At 53.2% G+C, this 13,937-nt stretch carries 13 protein-coding genes and 1 riboswitch; of the genes, 7 read left to right on the top strand and 6 right to left on the bottom strand.

The annotated features are described in order from the left end of the window. Positions 1 to 36: 36 nt before the first annotated feature. From cmr4 to prmA, 6 genes are all read left to right on the top strand, one after another. Positions 37 to 834 carry a type III-B CRISPR module RAMP protein Cmr4 gene (gene cmr4 / locus RHJ31_RS00470; protein ID WP_302676959.1) on the top strand — a complete coding sequence of 266 codons (798 nt, stop codon included), beginning with the start codon at positions 37 to 39 and terminating at the stop codon, positions 832 to 834. A 2-nt stretch (positions 835 to 836) separates the two neighbouring features. Beyond that, positions 837 to 1,226 carry a hypothetical protein gene (locus RHJ31_RS00465; RefSeq protein ID WP_206200598.1) on the top strand — a complete coding sequence of 130 codons (390 nt, stop codon included), beginning with the start codon at positions 837 to 839 and terminating at the stop codon, positions 1,224 to 1,226. Positions 1,227 to 1,238: 12 nt separating this feature from the next. Beyond that, positions 1,239 to 3,164 (top strand): RAMP superfamily CRISPR-associated protein, encoded by a 1,926-nt coding sequence (locus tag RHJ31_RS00460; protein ID WP_302676958.1) that lies wholly within the window; start codon positions 1,239 to 1,241, stop codon positions 3,162 to 3,164. Positions 3,165 to 3,231: 67 nt separating this feature from the next. Next, the gene (locus RHJ31_RS00455) at positions 3,232 to 4,131 is read left to right on the top strand and encodes a J domain-containing protein (RefSeq protein WP_302676957.1); all 900 of its coding nucleotides are present in this window, start codon (positions 3,232 to 3,234) and stop codon (positions 4,129 to 4,131) included. A gap of 145 nt (positions 4,132 to 4,276) precedes the next feature. Next, complete coding sequence (gene serA, locus RHJ31_RS00450; protein WP_206200595.1) at positions 4,277 to 5,860, top strand: phosphoglycerate dehydrogenase; 1,584 nt, start codon at positions 4,277 to 4,279, stop codon at positions 5,858 to 5,860. A gap of 8 nt (positions 5,861 to 5,868) precedes the next feature. After that, on the top strand, positions 5,869 to 6,768 hold the full coding sequence (prmA, locus tag RHJ31_RS00445; protein ID WP_302676956.1) for a 50S ribosomal protein L11 methyltransferase: 900 nt from the start codon (positions 5,869 to 5,871) through the stop codon (positions 6,766 to 6,768). A gap of 6 nt (positions 6,769 to 6,774) precedes the next feature. On the opposite strand, the gene RHJ31_RS00440 is transcribed toward prmA, so the two are convergent. Genes RHJ31_RS00440 through RHJ31_RS00415 form a run of 6 tightly spaced genes read right to left on the bottom strand, consistent with a single transcriptional unit; the run spans position 6,775 to position 12,347 of the window. Continuing rightward, entirely contained in the window at positions 6,775 to 7,938 is a 1,164-nt protein-coding gene (locus RHJ31_RS00440; RefSeq protein WP_302676955.1) for a glycosyltransferase family 4 protein, read from the bottom strand. A 29-nt stretch (positions 7,939 to 7,967) separates the two neighbouring features. Beyond that, complete coding sequence (locus tag RHJ31_RS00435; RefSeq protein WP_302676954.1) at positions 7,968 to 8,765, bottom strand: ABC transporter ATP-binding protein; 798 nt, start codon at positions 8,763 to 8,765, stop codon at positions 7,968 to 7,970. A gap of 14 nt (positions 8,766 to 8,779) precedes the next feature. Beyond that, a complete protein-coding gene (locus tag RHJ31_RS00430; RefSeq protein WP_302676953.1) occupies positions 8,780 to 9,535 on the bottom strand; it encodes a HEAT repeat domain-containing protein in 756 nt (251 codons plus the stop codon). 33 nt (positions 9,536 to 9,568) lie between these two features. Further along, entirely contained in the window at positions 9,569 to 9,874 is a 306-nt protein-coding gene (locus tag RHJ31_RS00425) for an urease subunit beta (protein ID WP_302676952.1), read from the bottom strand. Between the two features lie 35 nt (positions 9,875 to 9,909). Next, positions 9,910 to 10,545, bottom strand: coding sequence for a pyridoxamine 5'-phosphate oxidase (gene pdxH / locus RHJ31_RS00420; protein WP_206200590.1), 636 nt, complete (start codon positions 10,543 to 10,545; stop codon positions 9,910 to 9,912). After that, positions 10,542 to 12,347 carry a DUF2339 domain-containing protein gene (locus RHJ31_RS00415; protein ID WP_302676951.1) on the bottom strand — a complete coding sequence of 602 codons (1,806 nt, stop codon included), beginning with the start codon at positions 12,345 to 12,347 and terminating at the stop codon, positions 10,542 to 10,544. The genes pdxH and RHJ31_RS00415 overlap by 4 nt, the downstream gene beginning before the upstream one ends. 519 nt (positions 12,348 to 12,866) lie before the next feature. Here RHJ31_RS00415 and RHJ31_RS00410 point away from each other — a divergent pair. After that, complete coding sequence (locus RHJ31_RS00410) at positions 12,867 to 13,802, top strand: septal ring lytic transglycosylase RlpA family protein (protein ID WP_302676950.1); 936 nt, start codon at positions 12,867 to 12,869, stop codon at positions 13,800 to 13,802. A gap of 33 nt (positions 13,803 to 13,835) precedes the next feature. After that, a riboswitch (TPP riboswitch) is annotated at positions 13,836 to 13,934 on the top strand. Positions 13,935 to 13,937 lie beyond the last annotated feature (3 nt).

Raw genomic sequence — 13,937 nt, 5'->3', positions numbered from 1 at the left:
ATACACGTTGACCTCAAAGAGACTGGATGATCGACAATGTTTAATCTTGCCTACCTCTACCTTCTCTCCCCCCTCCACACGGGTGGCACCACCCAAGAGGGCAACCTTCTCGGCATTGCGCGGGAGTCCCACACAGAGTTGCCCTACATTCCCTCCAGCACGATTCGGGGTCGCTTGCGTGCCAGTACCCCCCACAAAGACCGCAACCGCCTTTGGGGCAACACCATTGAAGATGTCATGGGCGGCGAAAACACCAACCTTACCCAAGGGCAAGTGTGGGTCGGCGATGGTTCACTCCTGTGGGTACCGGTTCCCTCCCTCAGCCATGGCGTGATCTGGATTAGCTGCCCCATGCTGCTGCATCGTTGGCAACGCCTCACTGGTCAGTCCTCAGGAACAGTCGCTGCCTACAGCACCAGTTTAGACACCAGCAAACCTGTTTATCTCAAGGACGCGATTCTCAAACGCGATCAGCTCAAGCCTTGGGAGGAATGGCAAGAGTGGATTCCGATCCGCGAGCAAACCCAAATTCAACAGGTCTTGGTTCTACCCGATCAGCACTGCAAAACCCTCATTGAAACCAGCCTGTGGCGACAGGTCAAGGTGAAACTCGATCAACACAAAACCGTTGAAGGCGGTTTTCGCTACGAGGAAGCCATTCCCCCCGATACATTGATGTACTTCCCGTGGGGGACGGTTGCCCAACTCAATGGCGCCGCAGAAAAAGTGGAAAGCGATCTGCGGGATGTTTTCGATAGCCACCCAATTCTCCAAATTGGTGGTCAAGAAAGCCTTGGTCGCGGCTTTGTCCAACTTGTAACCCTTGGGAGTTAGCTATGGCCTTTGATCCACGCACAATGGCACAGCCAGTCTATGAAGCCTTGAGTAAACTGCGGAATGATACAAAAGACGACACTCGGCTGCGGGAGCAAAAAAGCCAAGCCGTTGAACTCTACACCTATTTGGCCACTTGGGGACTGATGCGCCTAAAAGCGGAGGAAGCCGCTCTCAGTCAAGAGGGGAAGAAAGAGGTTGTCAAAGCTTTTTTCCGTGCCCTTGAAGAAACAGCGCATGTTCAGAATTTGGCGGATGACAAAGGCTTGGAGACCCTCAAGAACCTTGACACAGAATCCTACCTTGGCTTAACCGGCTTAGGGTTACAAATTGCCCGTGAATTTAGCTTCTGGACAACCGCCCTTTACGTTGACATCGGCAATGCAGACTAGGAGGAGTACAACATGACAAATAACCCTGCATTACAGCGACCTCAAACTCATAAAGCAACACAGCGTCCCAATTCAAGAAACGCTGGCAATAGCGGTAGTGGTAAAGGTGGCAGAGGCAATAGTGGTGGTTCCCAAAAGGGCGGGAACAGTGGGAACACTCCACCCCGTCCTTCCCCATGGCTCGAACATCCCCTTGATCCAAATCCCAACCCCCATTCAAGTGCAGGGTTTGTCGAGTATCTGCGCTGGATGCGATCGCCCGCTAGCCCCGCCAAAGATGGTACGAAAGTGGAACTAATGACAATGGCAGAGCAGGGTAACTATCGCCAACGTTTGCAGGTCTTAACAGAGCGCACCCGCCAAATTGCCGGCAAAGGCAATTGTTTTCAAGTCACCTGCCCATGGCGCATCCGTGTTGGTGGCCACCGTGGTCCTGAAAGTATCCTTCTGCCTGCCTTTGATAACCTAGGCATTCCCTATATTCCCTCCAGTACCTTACGAGGTGTTGCTCGTGCCCAAGCCATTCGGGAGGTGATGGCAAACGAAGGTGTACCTTGGGCTGAAGCAGACAAACTCGTCGGCCAGCGTTACTTTGGTTATCTCGACAGCAGGGACTCTAGCGAAAAAGCTGGCAAAATTATTTTCCTCGATGCCTACCCCTTGCCTGACCCCTTGCCTGAACAAAAGAACAGGGGACTAGCAGTGGACATGGCCAATAATCTCTGGTCATGGGATAATGGCAACCTCAAGTATGCTGCCAACCCAAACGTGTTCTTTTCCCTGCGAGAAGCTTCATTTCTTATTGGTATTAAACCTACCAATCATTGCTCTCCTCAAATGCTTAAACAGGTCAAGAACTGGTTGATTCGCGGCCTGACCCAAGGAATTGGTTCGCAAGTGAATGCAGGCTACGGTGTTTTAGTCGAACCCCAAAAACAGGTGGGGCGTGGTTTCTTTAGCGTTGATTTTACCGTTCAAGGCCAACTCATCCATGGTTGCCAAAAGTGTACGTCTACGTCATGGCAATGGAACGCTAGAAATCAAGCGTGGCAAATGCGCGGTCAACCAGAGGCCGAGGTGCGAGCCACAGCCTTTAAGTCCCTGCTACGATACTGGTTTCGTGCCTTTGCGCGGGGGGTGTTGCCCACAGCAGAAGTCCAACGCCTTGAAGGAATGATTTTTGGCGCAATTCAGCCGCAACCCAAACATGGCTACCTGCGGGTACGGGTGATTAATGGGAGGGTGACCCAACCTGAGGCACGCCCTAATCAGCAAGGTAAAAACGATCCCTGTGGAGAAGAAGAGGGGACACTGGTATTAGACTATTCTTCTGAAGTTCCTGATGCCCACCAAAAAACCCTAGCAGAGCTGGCAAGAAACCTGACGTGGCTCATGTTTCACTTGGGTGGCATTGGTCAAGGGGCACGTCGCCCTTGCTACTCTCGTAAAACCCGTAACCAAGCACCCTGGTGGCGTGGTTCTAATCTGATTCCTGAAAACGATGATCCCTTTTGGGAACTCCCCAGCAGTGCCAAGGAATTCAAAGAAATTTTTCAACAGCGACTTCAAAACTTTTACACAGCTTTAGGGCAGCTTGGTAATTGCTCAATCAACCCGACTCAACTATTATCCGTTGGCACCGTCACCCCTGGGCAGTGGGCAGAAGCAATTGATCGAAACTGCCGTATCGTCGTTTGCAGTGGTGATCCCAGCGGAGAAAAGCCCTACGGCCTTGCCCTTCTTCATGACCCTAGCCTTAAGGTGAATGGTAACTACGACAAAAACCTCTGTGGTTCCACTGGCAAACCCTCGCCGGTCTGGGTTGCAGACTTACGGAACTATCAAGTTATTACGATTTTTGGGGTCAATAAAGATCCGCGCCTCGAGTTTCTGAAACACTTGAATAGGTCTGGAGGATGTTTGCAACTATTTCCTTAGGATGTTTGCAACTATTTCCTTTCAAATCTTCTTGACCTTTTGAGCTTGAATAAATACCTAAGAAACCATGACCGACTACTACGACATTCTTGGCTTGCAGCCGGGTGCTTCCAAAGAGCAGATCAAAGCAGCCTATCGCCGCCTCTGCCAAGAGTGCCACCCTGATAAACTGCCTCCTGAGACCCCCAAAAAGGCGCGGCAAATCGTCGAGGAGCACTTCAAGCAAATCAACGAAGCCTATGCCTACCTCATGGAGCAGGGCGATCGCCCGCCCCCACCTACCCAACCAGCAACAGATGTTAGAACTGCCCGCTCCATTTTCGATCCCGCTCGTATGGAAGCCGTAGCTCGGAAACTGGAGACAGAGCGGCAGGCCATTCAACGGCAGTATCAGCAATCAATCAATGCTATTGACCAACAACAGCGGCAAAAGCTAGCTTGCCACGGCCTCAAGATTGACGATTTGGATACAGTCGATCCAGCAACAAAATGGGGCAACGTTATTCAGGGGGGGATTCTCTTGTTGGTTGGCCTATTGGTAGGGAGTGTAGGCGGTCTTTTGGGCTTTCTGGGATACCTGTGGGCTTTCTTCTGCTTTTGGGGAACCTTGGGGGCAATGCTGACAAAAACAGTGAGTCCCCGAAAATACAAAATCCTCTGTGAGATTAAAAAGGAAACTGAAGCAGCAAAGGCCGCTGCTGCGCAGAAAAAAGAACGACGATTACAGGAGCAATCTAGTTACATTCGTCGTCACATTGACTATTTCAAAACTCTACCCTTGGAAATGCTTTCAGAATCCTTTGTTCAAAATTTAAGTGATGAAGATCAGTTTTTCCTGCTCTTGGCCATCAAAGAAAAAGAGGATGATGAGCAGTGGGCGCGCACAGTTGCAGCCGGTGTAGAGATTGCTGCAGCAGCGGGTGTGGTTCTACTGCTGTCGCAACTCTTTCTGGGTGAGCCATTCTAATCTGAGCGCAATCAAGAAAAACAGGAAGGGAGGAACGATCGCCCCCCCTATCGCAGGGGTTTTGCTGAAACACATTCTACCCCTACCCTTAGAGAAATAAAATGTGATAGCATAACTGTTCTGGCATTATACCTAGTGTTTACCTATGCCCAAAGTTCTGGTTTCCGATCCCATTGAACAGGTGGGGCTTGATTTACTTGCCCAAGTGGCACAAGTCGATGTCAAACTTGGCCTCTCAGAGGCAGAACTGATCAAAATCATTCCCGAGTACGATGCCCTGATGATTCGATCGGGAACCAAGGTCACAAAGGAGGTCATTGAGGCCGCCAATCAACTGAAGATTATTGGTCGGGCGGGGGTTGGTGTAGATAACATCGATGTGCCTGCGGCCACCCGTAAAGGGATCATGGTGGTCAACTCCCCAGAGGGCAACACCATTGCTGCTGCGGAGCACACCTTGGCGATGATGCTCTCCCTTGCCCGTCATATTCCCGATGCGAATGCTGCGGTCAAAGCAGGTCAATGGGATCGCAAACGCTTTACGGGCGTAGAGATTTATAAGAAAACCTTGGGCATTATTGGCCTAGGAAAAATCGGCTCCCACGTGGCCACCGTTGCCCGTGCTATGGGCATGAAGCTTCTTGCTTACGATCCCTATCTATCTACGGAACGCGCCGAACAACTGGGCTGCCGCCTCGTGGAGTTGGATGTTCTCTTTGCGGAATCGGACTTTATTACGCTGCACTTGCCGAAGACCCCAGAAACGCAGCATCTGATTAACGCCAAAACCATTGCCAAGATGAAGCCCACAGCCCGCATCATTAACTGTGCGCGGGGGGGCATTATTGATGAGGCAGCGCTTGTGGAGGCGCTCAAGACGGGTAAGCTGGCGGGGGCTGCCCTCGATGTCTTTGAAACTGAACCCCTTGAGGCGGAGTCTCCGCTGCGTGCCTTGGGGATGGAAGCCATCTTGACCCCTCACTTGGGGGCTTCCACCGAAGAAGCACAGGTGAATGTAGCCATTGACGTTGCCGAACAAATTCGCGATGTGCTCCTAGGGTTGCCGGCGCGATCGGCGGTGAATATTCCGGGTCTGCGTCCGGAGGTTCTTGAGAAATTGGCGCCCTACATGCAGTTGGCAGAAACCCTCGGTAACTTGGTGGGGCAGTTGGCGGGCGGTCGGGTCGAGTCTCTGGAAGTCCGTTTACAAGGGGAACTGGCTACCAATGACAGTCAACCGATTGTGATTGCCGCTTTGAAGGGGCTACTCTCACCAGCGCTGCGGGAGCGGGTGAACTACGTGAATGCTGGGTTAGAAGCTAAAGAACGGGGAATTCGCGTGGTCGAAACCCGCGATGAATCACAGCGTGACTATGCGGGATCCCTAGCGTTGATTGCTAAAAGCCCCTCGGAAACCCGCTCGGTGTCTGGTGCCTTGCTGGCTCACAGTGAATTGCGCATCACCAGTATTGATGACTTTCCCATTAGTGTGGCGCCAACCCGTTATATGTTGCTGACGCTACACCGCGATATGCCAGGCATTATTGGTAAAATTGGCACCCAGTTAGGGAGCTTTAATGTCAACATTGCCAGTATGCAAGTGGGACGCAAGATGGTACGCGGTAACGCGGTGATGGTGATTAGCTTGGACGATCCCCTACCCGAAGGCCTCTTGGAGGAAATCTTGAAAGTCCCCGGTATTCGTGATGCCTATATCGTGAATCTGTAGGCACGGCTGTGGTACAACGTTGGTGGGAAATTACCGTCACTTGTCAAGCTGAAGCGGAAGAGCTGGTCTATTGGCGCCTTCAATCCTTTGGCTGTCAAGGTACGGCAACCCAGCAACAGCAGGGGCGGGTGTTGATCCAAGGCTATGTGCCGCAGCAGCAGGTGACACTACTGGACATTGCTGCCCTAGGGGTTTGGATTGAGCAAGATGTGGTGGCGCAGGGCTACCTCTCGCCAAAACTCCACTGGCAGTTGGTGAATGAACAGGATTGGGCCCATAGTTGGCAAGCCTATTGGCATCCAATACCGGTGGGCGATCGCCTGCTCATTTGTCCGGCTTGGGAAACCCCACCCCTCGGCAACACCCGCTTAGTGATCAAACTGGATCCTGGCATGGCCTTTGGCACCGGCACCCATGAAACCACCCAGCTTTGCCTTGAGGCTCTAGAGATGCAATTGGATCAAACCTTTGAGCCGCTGCCACCCACGGTGATGGCTGATATTGGCTGTGGTAGCGGCATTCTGGCGATCGCCAGCCTCTTGCTAGGGGCAAACAAAGCCTATGCCGTGGACACCTCGGATCTGGCGGTGACTGCGACTCAACGCAATGCTGAACTCAATGGCATCAGAGCCGACCAGTTGATTGTCAAGCAAGGGAGTTGGGAACAAGTCCTCGAACTGGTGGATGGCCTTGTCTGCAACATTTTGGCACCCGTGATTATCGAGATTCTGCCCCACTTGCCAGCAATTGTGAAACCCAAGGGCTGGGGCATCTTTAGTGGCATTCTTTTGGATCAAGCGGATCGCGTAGCGGCGCAACTGGAACAACAGGGCTGGAGCTTGGGCAGTGTCTGGCGACGGCACGAATGGTGTTGTCTCAATGCTCGCTTTGAGCGTTTGCCAGACTAGAGGGAGCTAGCTTTTCACCTTGGCCGCTAGGCGCGCCAAAGAATACGAAGCCATTAGTTCTTGGTAGCAGGCCTCTAGGCGATCCAAGTTGTGACTGAGGCTATAGTGCTCCAGCACCCGTTTGCGGGCTTTATCCCCTAGGAGGCGAATCATTTCCGGGTGTTGATAAAAAATGGGCAGCAGCGTTTGCAACTGGGTTTTCACATACTGGGGATTCAAGACAATCCCTGCTCCAGTGAGCACTTCACCATCGGCACCGACATCGGTGGCCAAGCAGGCCAAGCCACAGGCCATTGCCTCTAGGAGCGACAGGGATAACCCCTCAATTTGCGAGGGCAAAATGAACACATCACAGCCCCGTAAAATTTGTAGCCGCTCTTGATCATTAACGATCGAGCCAAGCCAGAGAATATTTTGATCCGGACCATAGTTGGCCATCAAGGAGGGCATCAGGGGACCGCCACCCACCATTAGCAACTTACAATCCGTCGGCATTTCCGCTGCACACCAAGAGCGCAGCAGCGCTTCGACATTTTTTTCAATAGCCATCCGCCCTTGATAGATATAGAGGTAGCGCGCCTTAAAGTCTTCTTTGGCCGTAGAAGGTCCCGGTGTATATTTGCGCGTATCCACTCCATTGGGAATCACTCGCAGCGTCTCAGCACCAACCCCAAGACGAATCAGTAGTTCCTTTTGTGATTGGGAAAAGACAATCACGCGGTCATAGCGAGCCAAAAAGGGGGCATACAGTTGGTAAGTCATCAAGGCGGTGCCCGCCGTTAAGGTACGATACTTTTCGCTGTAGGCAGGATGAAACGTGGCGACTAGGGGGATGTTTAGCTCTTCGCAGATGTCCGGCAGAAAGAAATCGAGCGGGGACAGAGTCAACGAGGCGTGGACAATATCGGGTTTGAGCTTCTTGAGGGATTCAACCAGAACTTTGTTGGCTCGCAGGGAGGGCAGGGTATAGACTTGCGATTTATAGAGGCAAGGGAGCGTCACATCTGGCATCTCCCCTTCGTTCTCAGCGTTCTGTTCATCCTCTTGGGCAAAATGCAGAAAGCTCACTTGGTACCCGCGATCCAATAGCCCATTGGTAATTTCACGACTATAGGTGACATTGCCGCAGGGGGGAGATTTTTTGCCAAGCCATGCGATGTGTAAAGCCACGATTATTGATTCCTTATTTATTACGTTATTTATAGAGCAGCGGTACCCACTTGATCAATGATCCGAATGGGGCCATTGACATCGCCGCTGAGAAACTGCCGCAGGTAGGGGTTATCGGTCGTGCGGGCTTCGGCATGGGTGCCCTGCCAGCAAATGCGCCCTTGATAGAGGAGAATCAGGCGATCGCCCGTGCGCTCAATGGTACTGTTTTGGTGGGTAACGACAACGTAGGCATGCCCCGTCTTTTCCCGTAATTCGCGAATCAAATCCTCAATCACTGTTGAGGCAATGGGATCTAGCCCTGCCGTTGGCTCATCGTAAAGCAGCAGGTAGGGGTTGTCATTGGGATCTTCGGGATTATCCACAATGGCGCGGGCAAAGCTGACTCGCTTGCGCATCCCCCCAGACAACTGCGCTGGGTAGAGGTCTTCCATGCCAGCGAGGCCGACCATCGCTAGTTTTTCACTGACAATTTCGCGAATGCGTGCCTCCGGCAAACGCGTATGCTGGTACAGGTAAAAGCCGACATTCTCAGCAACCGTGAGGGAGTCAAAAAGGGCAGATTGCTGAAAGACCATGCTCATCCGCATCCGACAGAGACCTTCTTGCCGTAATCCTTGACGGCGCTCTCCTGCAACATACACTTCGCCTTTATCGGGAGCGACTAAGCCAGCAATAATCCGCAAAAGGGTTGACTTACCGGTTCCCGAAGGCCCCAGAATCACTAAGGCATCATCGGGATAGATGACTAAATCCACATCATTCAGCACCTGCTGATGGCCAAAGGCTTTGCAGACACCGCGTAATTCCACCAATGGTTCGGCCATCGTGTCGGCCTCTCCTAGCTAAAGGCTTCTACTTGAAGGTCTGCGATCGCTTGCAGGCCGCGGGCATCTCCTAACTTAAAAAGAGCCGCCTTGGCATCTTCTTGAACCCCCATATCACTGTCTTGGAGAGCGGCAATGAGTTGATCAATCGCTTGGGTGTAAAGAGGCCCAAAGGGAATTTTGCGGCAGGCATGACCTAAGGCCCAAGCACAGTTACTGCGCACAGCGGCAATTGCATCCTGAGCCAAGGCAAGGGCAAGGGCAGGAATGGCAACCGTCGCCGCCTCTTCACTAGCTTCTGCCACCTGACCCAAGGAACTCGCCGCCCAGAGACGCACGGCAGAAATATCCGTTTGCAGGGCACGAATCAAGGGATCAAGGGTGCGCCGATAAATTTCTGGCAGGGGAAAGCGGACGCCACAGTTACCCAGCGCCCAAACAATGCCTTTGCGGACATAGCCATTCCAGTCCCGCTCCAATTGCTGAATGAGGGCATCCACCGCTGCCAAACTGGGGTTACGGCCAAGGGCATAGGCGGCACTGACACGGACAAGGGGACAGGGTTCTTGCAGGAGATTGATGAGATAGGGTGTGGCGCGTTCATCCTGCAATTCGCAAAAGGCGCGAGCCGCCAACATCCGCTCCGTCACATCGGCGGAGGTCAGCAGGGGCAACATGGCTTCGGGATCGGGGCGATCGCTCTCCTCACTCGGCAGCGCCGCTAGTGCATCTTCTGAAGTGTCGAGAAGGGGGAAATCATTGTCATCCATACTGTTTAATCTACAGGATGCTTGGAATCCCGACTAGAGCGCACCGTTGACTTCGCCGCGAAAGCCATAGATTTGGCGACTGCCACCAAAGGCCACCAGTTGCACCACCCGCTCATCCCCCGGCTCAAAACGAATGGCGGTGCCAGCGGCAATATCTAAGCGCATTCCTCGTGCCTGTTCACGATCAAATTGGAGGGCTGGATTGACTTCGTAAAAGTGGTAGTGAGATCCCACCTGAATTGGGCGATCGCCCGTATTGGCCACCGTTAACGTCACCGTTGGCCGGCCAGCATTGAGTTCAATGGTTCCCTCTGCGGGGATAAGTTCACCGGCAATCATGGGCATCTCAGCCAATCTCTAAAGATATCCCTATCCTAGGGGTAGAGGCGCACCCGCTGCCAGTGGTCTCCTTGGCGCCGATAGCACAGGCGATCGTGGAGGCGATTGGGTCGCCCTTGCCAAAATTCAATCAGGGTCGGTAGAACACGATAGCCCCCCCAATGCTCTGGCCGAGGGACATTTTCGCCATAGCGGGCTTCCACTTCCGCAAGGCGGGCTTCCAAATCGGCGTAGGATTCTAAAACCTCACTCTGCTGGGATGCCCATGCCCCCCAACGGCTACCCAAAGGACGACTCTGGAAGTAGGCATCGGACTCCGCTGCACTAATTTGCTCAACAGTGCCTTCAATGCGCACCTGCCGTTCTAGCTCTGCCCACCAAAAGACAAGGGCAGCCTTGGGATGGGCGGCTAATTCTAGACCTTTACGACTGCGATAGTTCGTAAAAAAGACAAACCCGCGATCGTCCACATCTTTGAGCAAGACCAGTCGTGCAGCAGGCATGCCATCGAGGCCAACGGTGGCCAGCGTCATCGCATTGGGTTCCGGTAATTCAGCGTTGACCGCATCCGTAAACCAGAGGCGAAACTGTTCGATCGCATCCTCAGCCGCCTCACTTTCGAGGAGACGTTGACGACGGTAATCACGGCGCAGATCAGCAATGCGGGTCATGGGGTTTCTTCGGACTCATTTGTTGGGGTTTCTTCACTGATCCTAGAGGATTCCACGGGCGATCGCCGCCACAGGGCGCGGAAAAAATAGCTCAGCAGCAAAAAAATCAAACCAAACCCCATAAACAGGAGTACTCGCCACACCGGCGCAAGATGGATGAGATCAACGAAGAAAAGCCGCACCAAAGTAATGATCAGCGTGATTAAAGCCACCGTGCGCACCGCTGAGGTGTCCCGTCGCAACCCATAGATCAGCAGTCCGACGCCAAAGAGTCCCCAGACAAGGGTGGCTGCCCCCGTACCAAAGGGCGCCAGTTCGTGCTGCATCCAGATCATCGTCACCCCATAGCCCAATATCCAGTAGAGGGGGCGGGTGGGTGGGGGCAAAAAACGGATACTGACTGCTGCGGCGCCAAGCACCACCAAATGGGAGAAAAAAGCCAGATTCAACAGCGGGGGGCGATCGGCGGCAGTAAACAGCAGTTGCCCAACAAAACCAAGGCCGAGCAGTCCCCACCAAAGATGGGCAATAACCCGCAGGGTGCGCGAGGCATAGTGTTGGCTCAAATAATGCAAAATCAGCCCCTCGATCGCCAGCGGTGCGAGGATAAAGCGATTGCTGTAGTAACGAACAACAATGCCAAGGGCAATGAGCACCAGTCCCGTCAAGCTATAGACCCAGCGCCAAGGTTGCGGCAAGTGTCGCCAGAACAGACTGGTGCCAAGGTAGAGCACCCCAAAAACAACAAACACCCGCCCCGTTAGCGTTGCCGACCAATCCCAGAGGAAGGCACTTAAGCCCAAAGCAATCAGCGGATTAAAGAGGGCGATCGTCTGACCATAGGGCCGTGGGGAAGTCCCCTGAGGGCGATACAGCTCCCCTGCGCTGTCGCGATCGCGTCCCTGATACCAAGGGGGTAATACCGTAAAGCCCAGCCAAGTCAACGCCAGAATGATCTGTAATGCCACGACCCGATCAAGCCGTTGAGCAGTAATAGACACCGTTAACATCAGCCATCCCAACCAAAAAGCTGACAGCAGAAGCGATCGCCAGCCCTTCACTGCGTAAATTGCCCAACTGCCCAAGAGAATTAAAAACGTATAACTGGCCAAGGCCAAGGGACGACTCATCTCTGTGTTGTAGAGCAGCAAAGGGGTTGCTAAGCCGCCAACCACGCCAATCACCGCAAAAATGGCTCGATTTTGGCGCAACGAGATGAAAAATGCCCCTAGGGTCACTAACACCATCAATGAAAAGGCCACACCCCAAGGCATGACGGTCAAAAACTGATAGGCCGCAAAGATCGTCAGGTAATAGGTCGCCAGACCGCCCCCCTGCAAAAACTGGCTAAAGATGGCTCGCCGCTGCAACCGCCAGCCCAACCCCATCAGCACCGTACCGATGATAAAGCCCATGGCCACAAGAACCGCATCGGTAATCCAGCCCAATTCAACGGCGTACCGAAAGAGGAAGCCAATCCCCAACAGCAGCAGGCCGATGCCGAGACGGTTGAGCCACAGTTCCCAATTTTGTAGCCAGTCAGCTTGGGAAGGCCTCACTGGGCGTAACGGTGGCACCGCTGGAGATTCAGACGCTGGGGGTTGTAATTCAGTCGCAGGGGCAGGAGCGATCGCCGTCGGTTCCTCAGGTGGCGTTGATGGTGTTGCGGGTTCTGGGACGCCAGAAGAGGAGAGGTCTTCACGGAGAATGGCTCTTTGCAGAATCTCGAGCGATCGCTGCAGGGCAGCCACAGCGGCTTCTAAGTTTTCAAGACGACGCCGCAAGTCATCCCTATCTTCCATGGTTCGGCTCCCTACGGACTATATCCCCGTTTTATGCGCTAGAGGAGAGAGCCATTCCTTGGGCAATGCACTTTATGAAGTGGCTAGAGGCGCATCCCAAAAGGGGTAAAACGGGAAACAAAATTGGCTGAGAAATCGTCCTATGGCACACAGAAAAGGTCGCAAAAAGCAAATTTTCTCTTTTAGATAAATTTTTATTTTTGGTGATCTGAGTCACAGAAATCTTCAGAAATTAAAAACGATTTGTTAAAAGTTTATAAAATTTTCTTATTTTCTTTCGTCAACTGTAAATTCCGTTAATATGCCAGTCTGCGTAGGTTTCACCGCCTTCAGCGCTTTTTTATTCTTTTTCAAAATGTTTACCATGAACAAAATGCCCCTGATGCTTGATTCTAGGCCTTCGTGGTAGGTTGAAACAGTTCCGCGATGAGAGCGAACACGGCACCAGTAGGGGTAACCCCTGTGTGATGTTGGTGCCCTACTGTCCAGCCGTATGGATGCCCTTTTTAACGGACGCCTATGAAAAAAACGCTTTATGTGGGTCTGACAACAAGCACGTTGGCTGTGTTGGGAATCCTGTCCAGTAGCCGTGCAACCACAACCACACCAGCCATAGAGTCAGGTTCAGCCCCCTCTTCCGCTGTCGTTGCAACCAAAGTGGGGGAACGTCAATCCACGACCCCAACAGCAACGCGGGCGATCGCCAGTCTGCATCGTCACCAACAGCAAGGCCGCGAAGCCGTAACCGTCTATTTGCGGGGGATTCCCGTACTCACCTTCTTGGGTCAACGGGTAGCAGCTACAGAGGGCGTCAAAGTCGCTGCCGCCAACAGCGCCGCAATGCCAGAGCAAACCACCCTCTCAGAAGCAGCCCAACAGGCAACCATTCTCACCGCTCGCCTCAATCAGCTCCACGAACAGGGCTTTGATGCCAACCTTGTGCGCGTGGGTTGGGATGCCCAACAACAGAACTATCGCATCTACGCTGACAAAGAACCTCTCCTGACTCTGAACCATCAAGTCACGCTTCCCAATAGTTCACAACGCAATGATGAAAACGCCCTGCGCATTGCTAACCTGATCCGCCGCCAACTGGGGAATGCCCCTGCCCTAACCAGCGTAGAGGGTAGCCCAAATACCGTTGTGGCCATGGGACCGATTCGGATGCAGTTGACGGGTATTGCCTCGTGGTATGGCCCCGGCTTCCATGGTGCCCGCACTGCCAATGGCGAGCGATTTGATCAGGACGCCCTGACGGCGGCTCATCGCACACTGCCCTTTGGGACACGGGTACGGGTGACAAATCTCCAGAATGGCCGCTCAGTAGTGGTGCGCATTAACGATCGCGGGCCTTTTACGGGGGGACGGGAAATTGACCTCTCGCGGGGGGCTGCGGCTGCCATTGGCCTCATTGGTGTCGGTGTCGGCCCTGTGCGCATTGACGTTTTAGACTGATCCCCACCCCCCAAAAGCAAAGTGATAGAATGAACGACATGCTAGGGGTGTCTGCGGTCAGAGCAGGCTGAGAGCAAACCCTTAGAACCTGAACCAGATCATGCTGGCGCAGGGAAGCTGTCTAGAGAGGATTCT

It is taken from the genome of Thermosynechococcus sp. JY1331, assembly GCF_031583475.1.
In the GTDB taxonomy this organism is placed as follows: Bacteria; Cyanobacteriota; Cyanobacteriia; order Thermosynechococcales; family Thermosynechococcaceae; genus Thermosynechococcus.
The sequence above is the reverse complement of the archived record's forward strand: the minus strand, read 5'-3'. Positions and strand labels throughout refer to the sequence as shown.

What these genes read in the sequence shown, in the direction of transcription:
- cmr4 (WP_302676959.1), top strand. Translation starts at nt 37, where the DNA reads ATGTTTAATCTTGCCTACCTCTACCTTCTCTCCCCCCTCCACACGGGT.
- RHJ31_RS00465 (WP_206200598.1), top strand. Translation starts at nt 837, where the DNA reads ATGGCCTTTGATCCACGCACAATGGCACAGCCAGTCTATGAAGCCTTG.
- RHJ31_RS00460 (WP_302676958.1), top strand. Translation starts at nt 1,239, where the DNA reads ATGACAAATAACCCTGCATTACAGCGACCTCAAACTCATAAAGCAACA.
- RHJ31_RS00455 (WP_302676957.1), top strand. Translation starts at nt 3,232, where the DNA reads ATGACCGACTACTACGACATTCTTGGCTTGCAGCCGGGTGCTTCCAAA.
- serA (WP_206200595.1), top strand. Translation starts at nt 4,277, where the DNA reads ATGCCCAAAGTTCTGGTTTCCGATCCCATTGAACAGGTGGGGCTTGAT.
- RHJ31_RS00435 (WP_302676954.1), bottom strand. Translation starts at nt 8,765, where the DNA reads ATGGCCGAACCATTGGTGGAATTACGCGGTGTCTGCAAAGCCTTTGGC.
- RHJ31_RS00430 (WP_302676953.1), bottom strand. Translation starts at nt 9,535, where the DNA reads ATGGATGACAATGATTTCCCCCTTCTCGACACTTCAGAAGATGCACTA.
- RHJ31_RS00425 (WP_302676952.1), bottom strand. Translation starts at nt 9,874, where the DNA reads ATGATTGCCGGTGAACTTATCCCCGCAGAGGGAACCATTGAACTCAAT.
- pdxH (WP_206200590.1), bottom strand. Translation starts at nt 10,545, where the DNA reads ATGACCCGCATTGCTGATCTGCGCCGTGATTACCGTCGTCAACGTCTC.
- RHJ31_RS00415 (WP_302676951.1), bottom strand. Translation starts at nt 12,347, where the DNA reads ATGGAAGATAGGGATGACTTGCGGCGTCGTCTTGAAAACTTAGAAGCC.
- RHJ31_RS00410 (WP_302676950.1), top strand. Translation starts at nt 12,867, where the DNA reads ATGAAAAAAACGCTTTATGTGGGTCTGACAACAAGCACGTTGGCTGTG.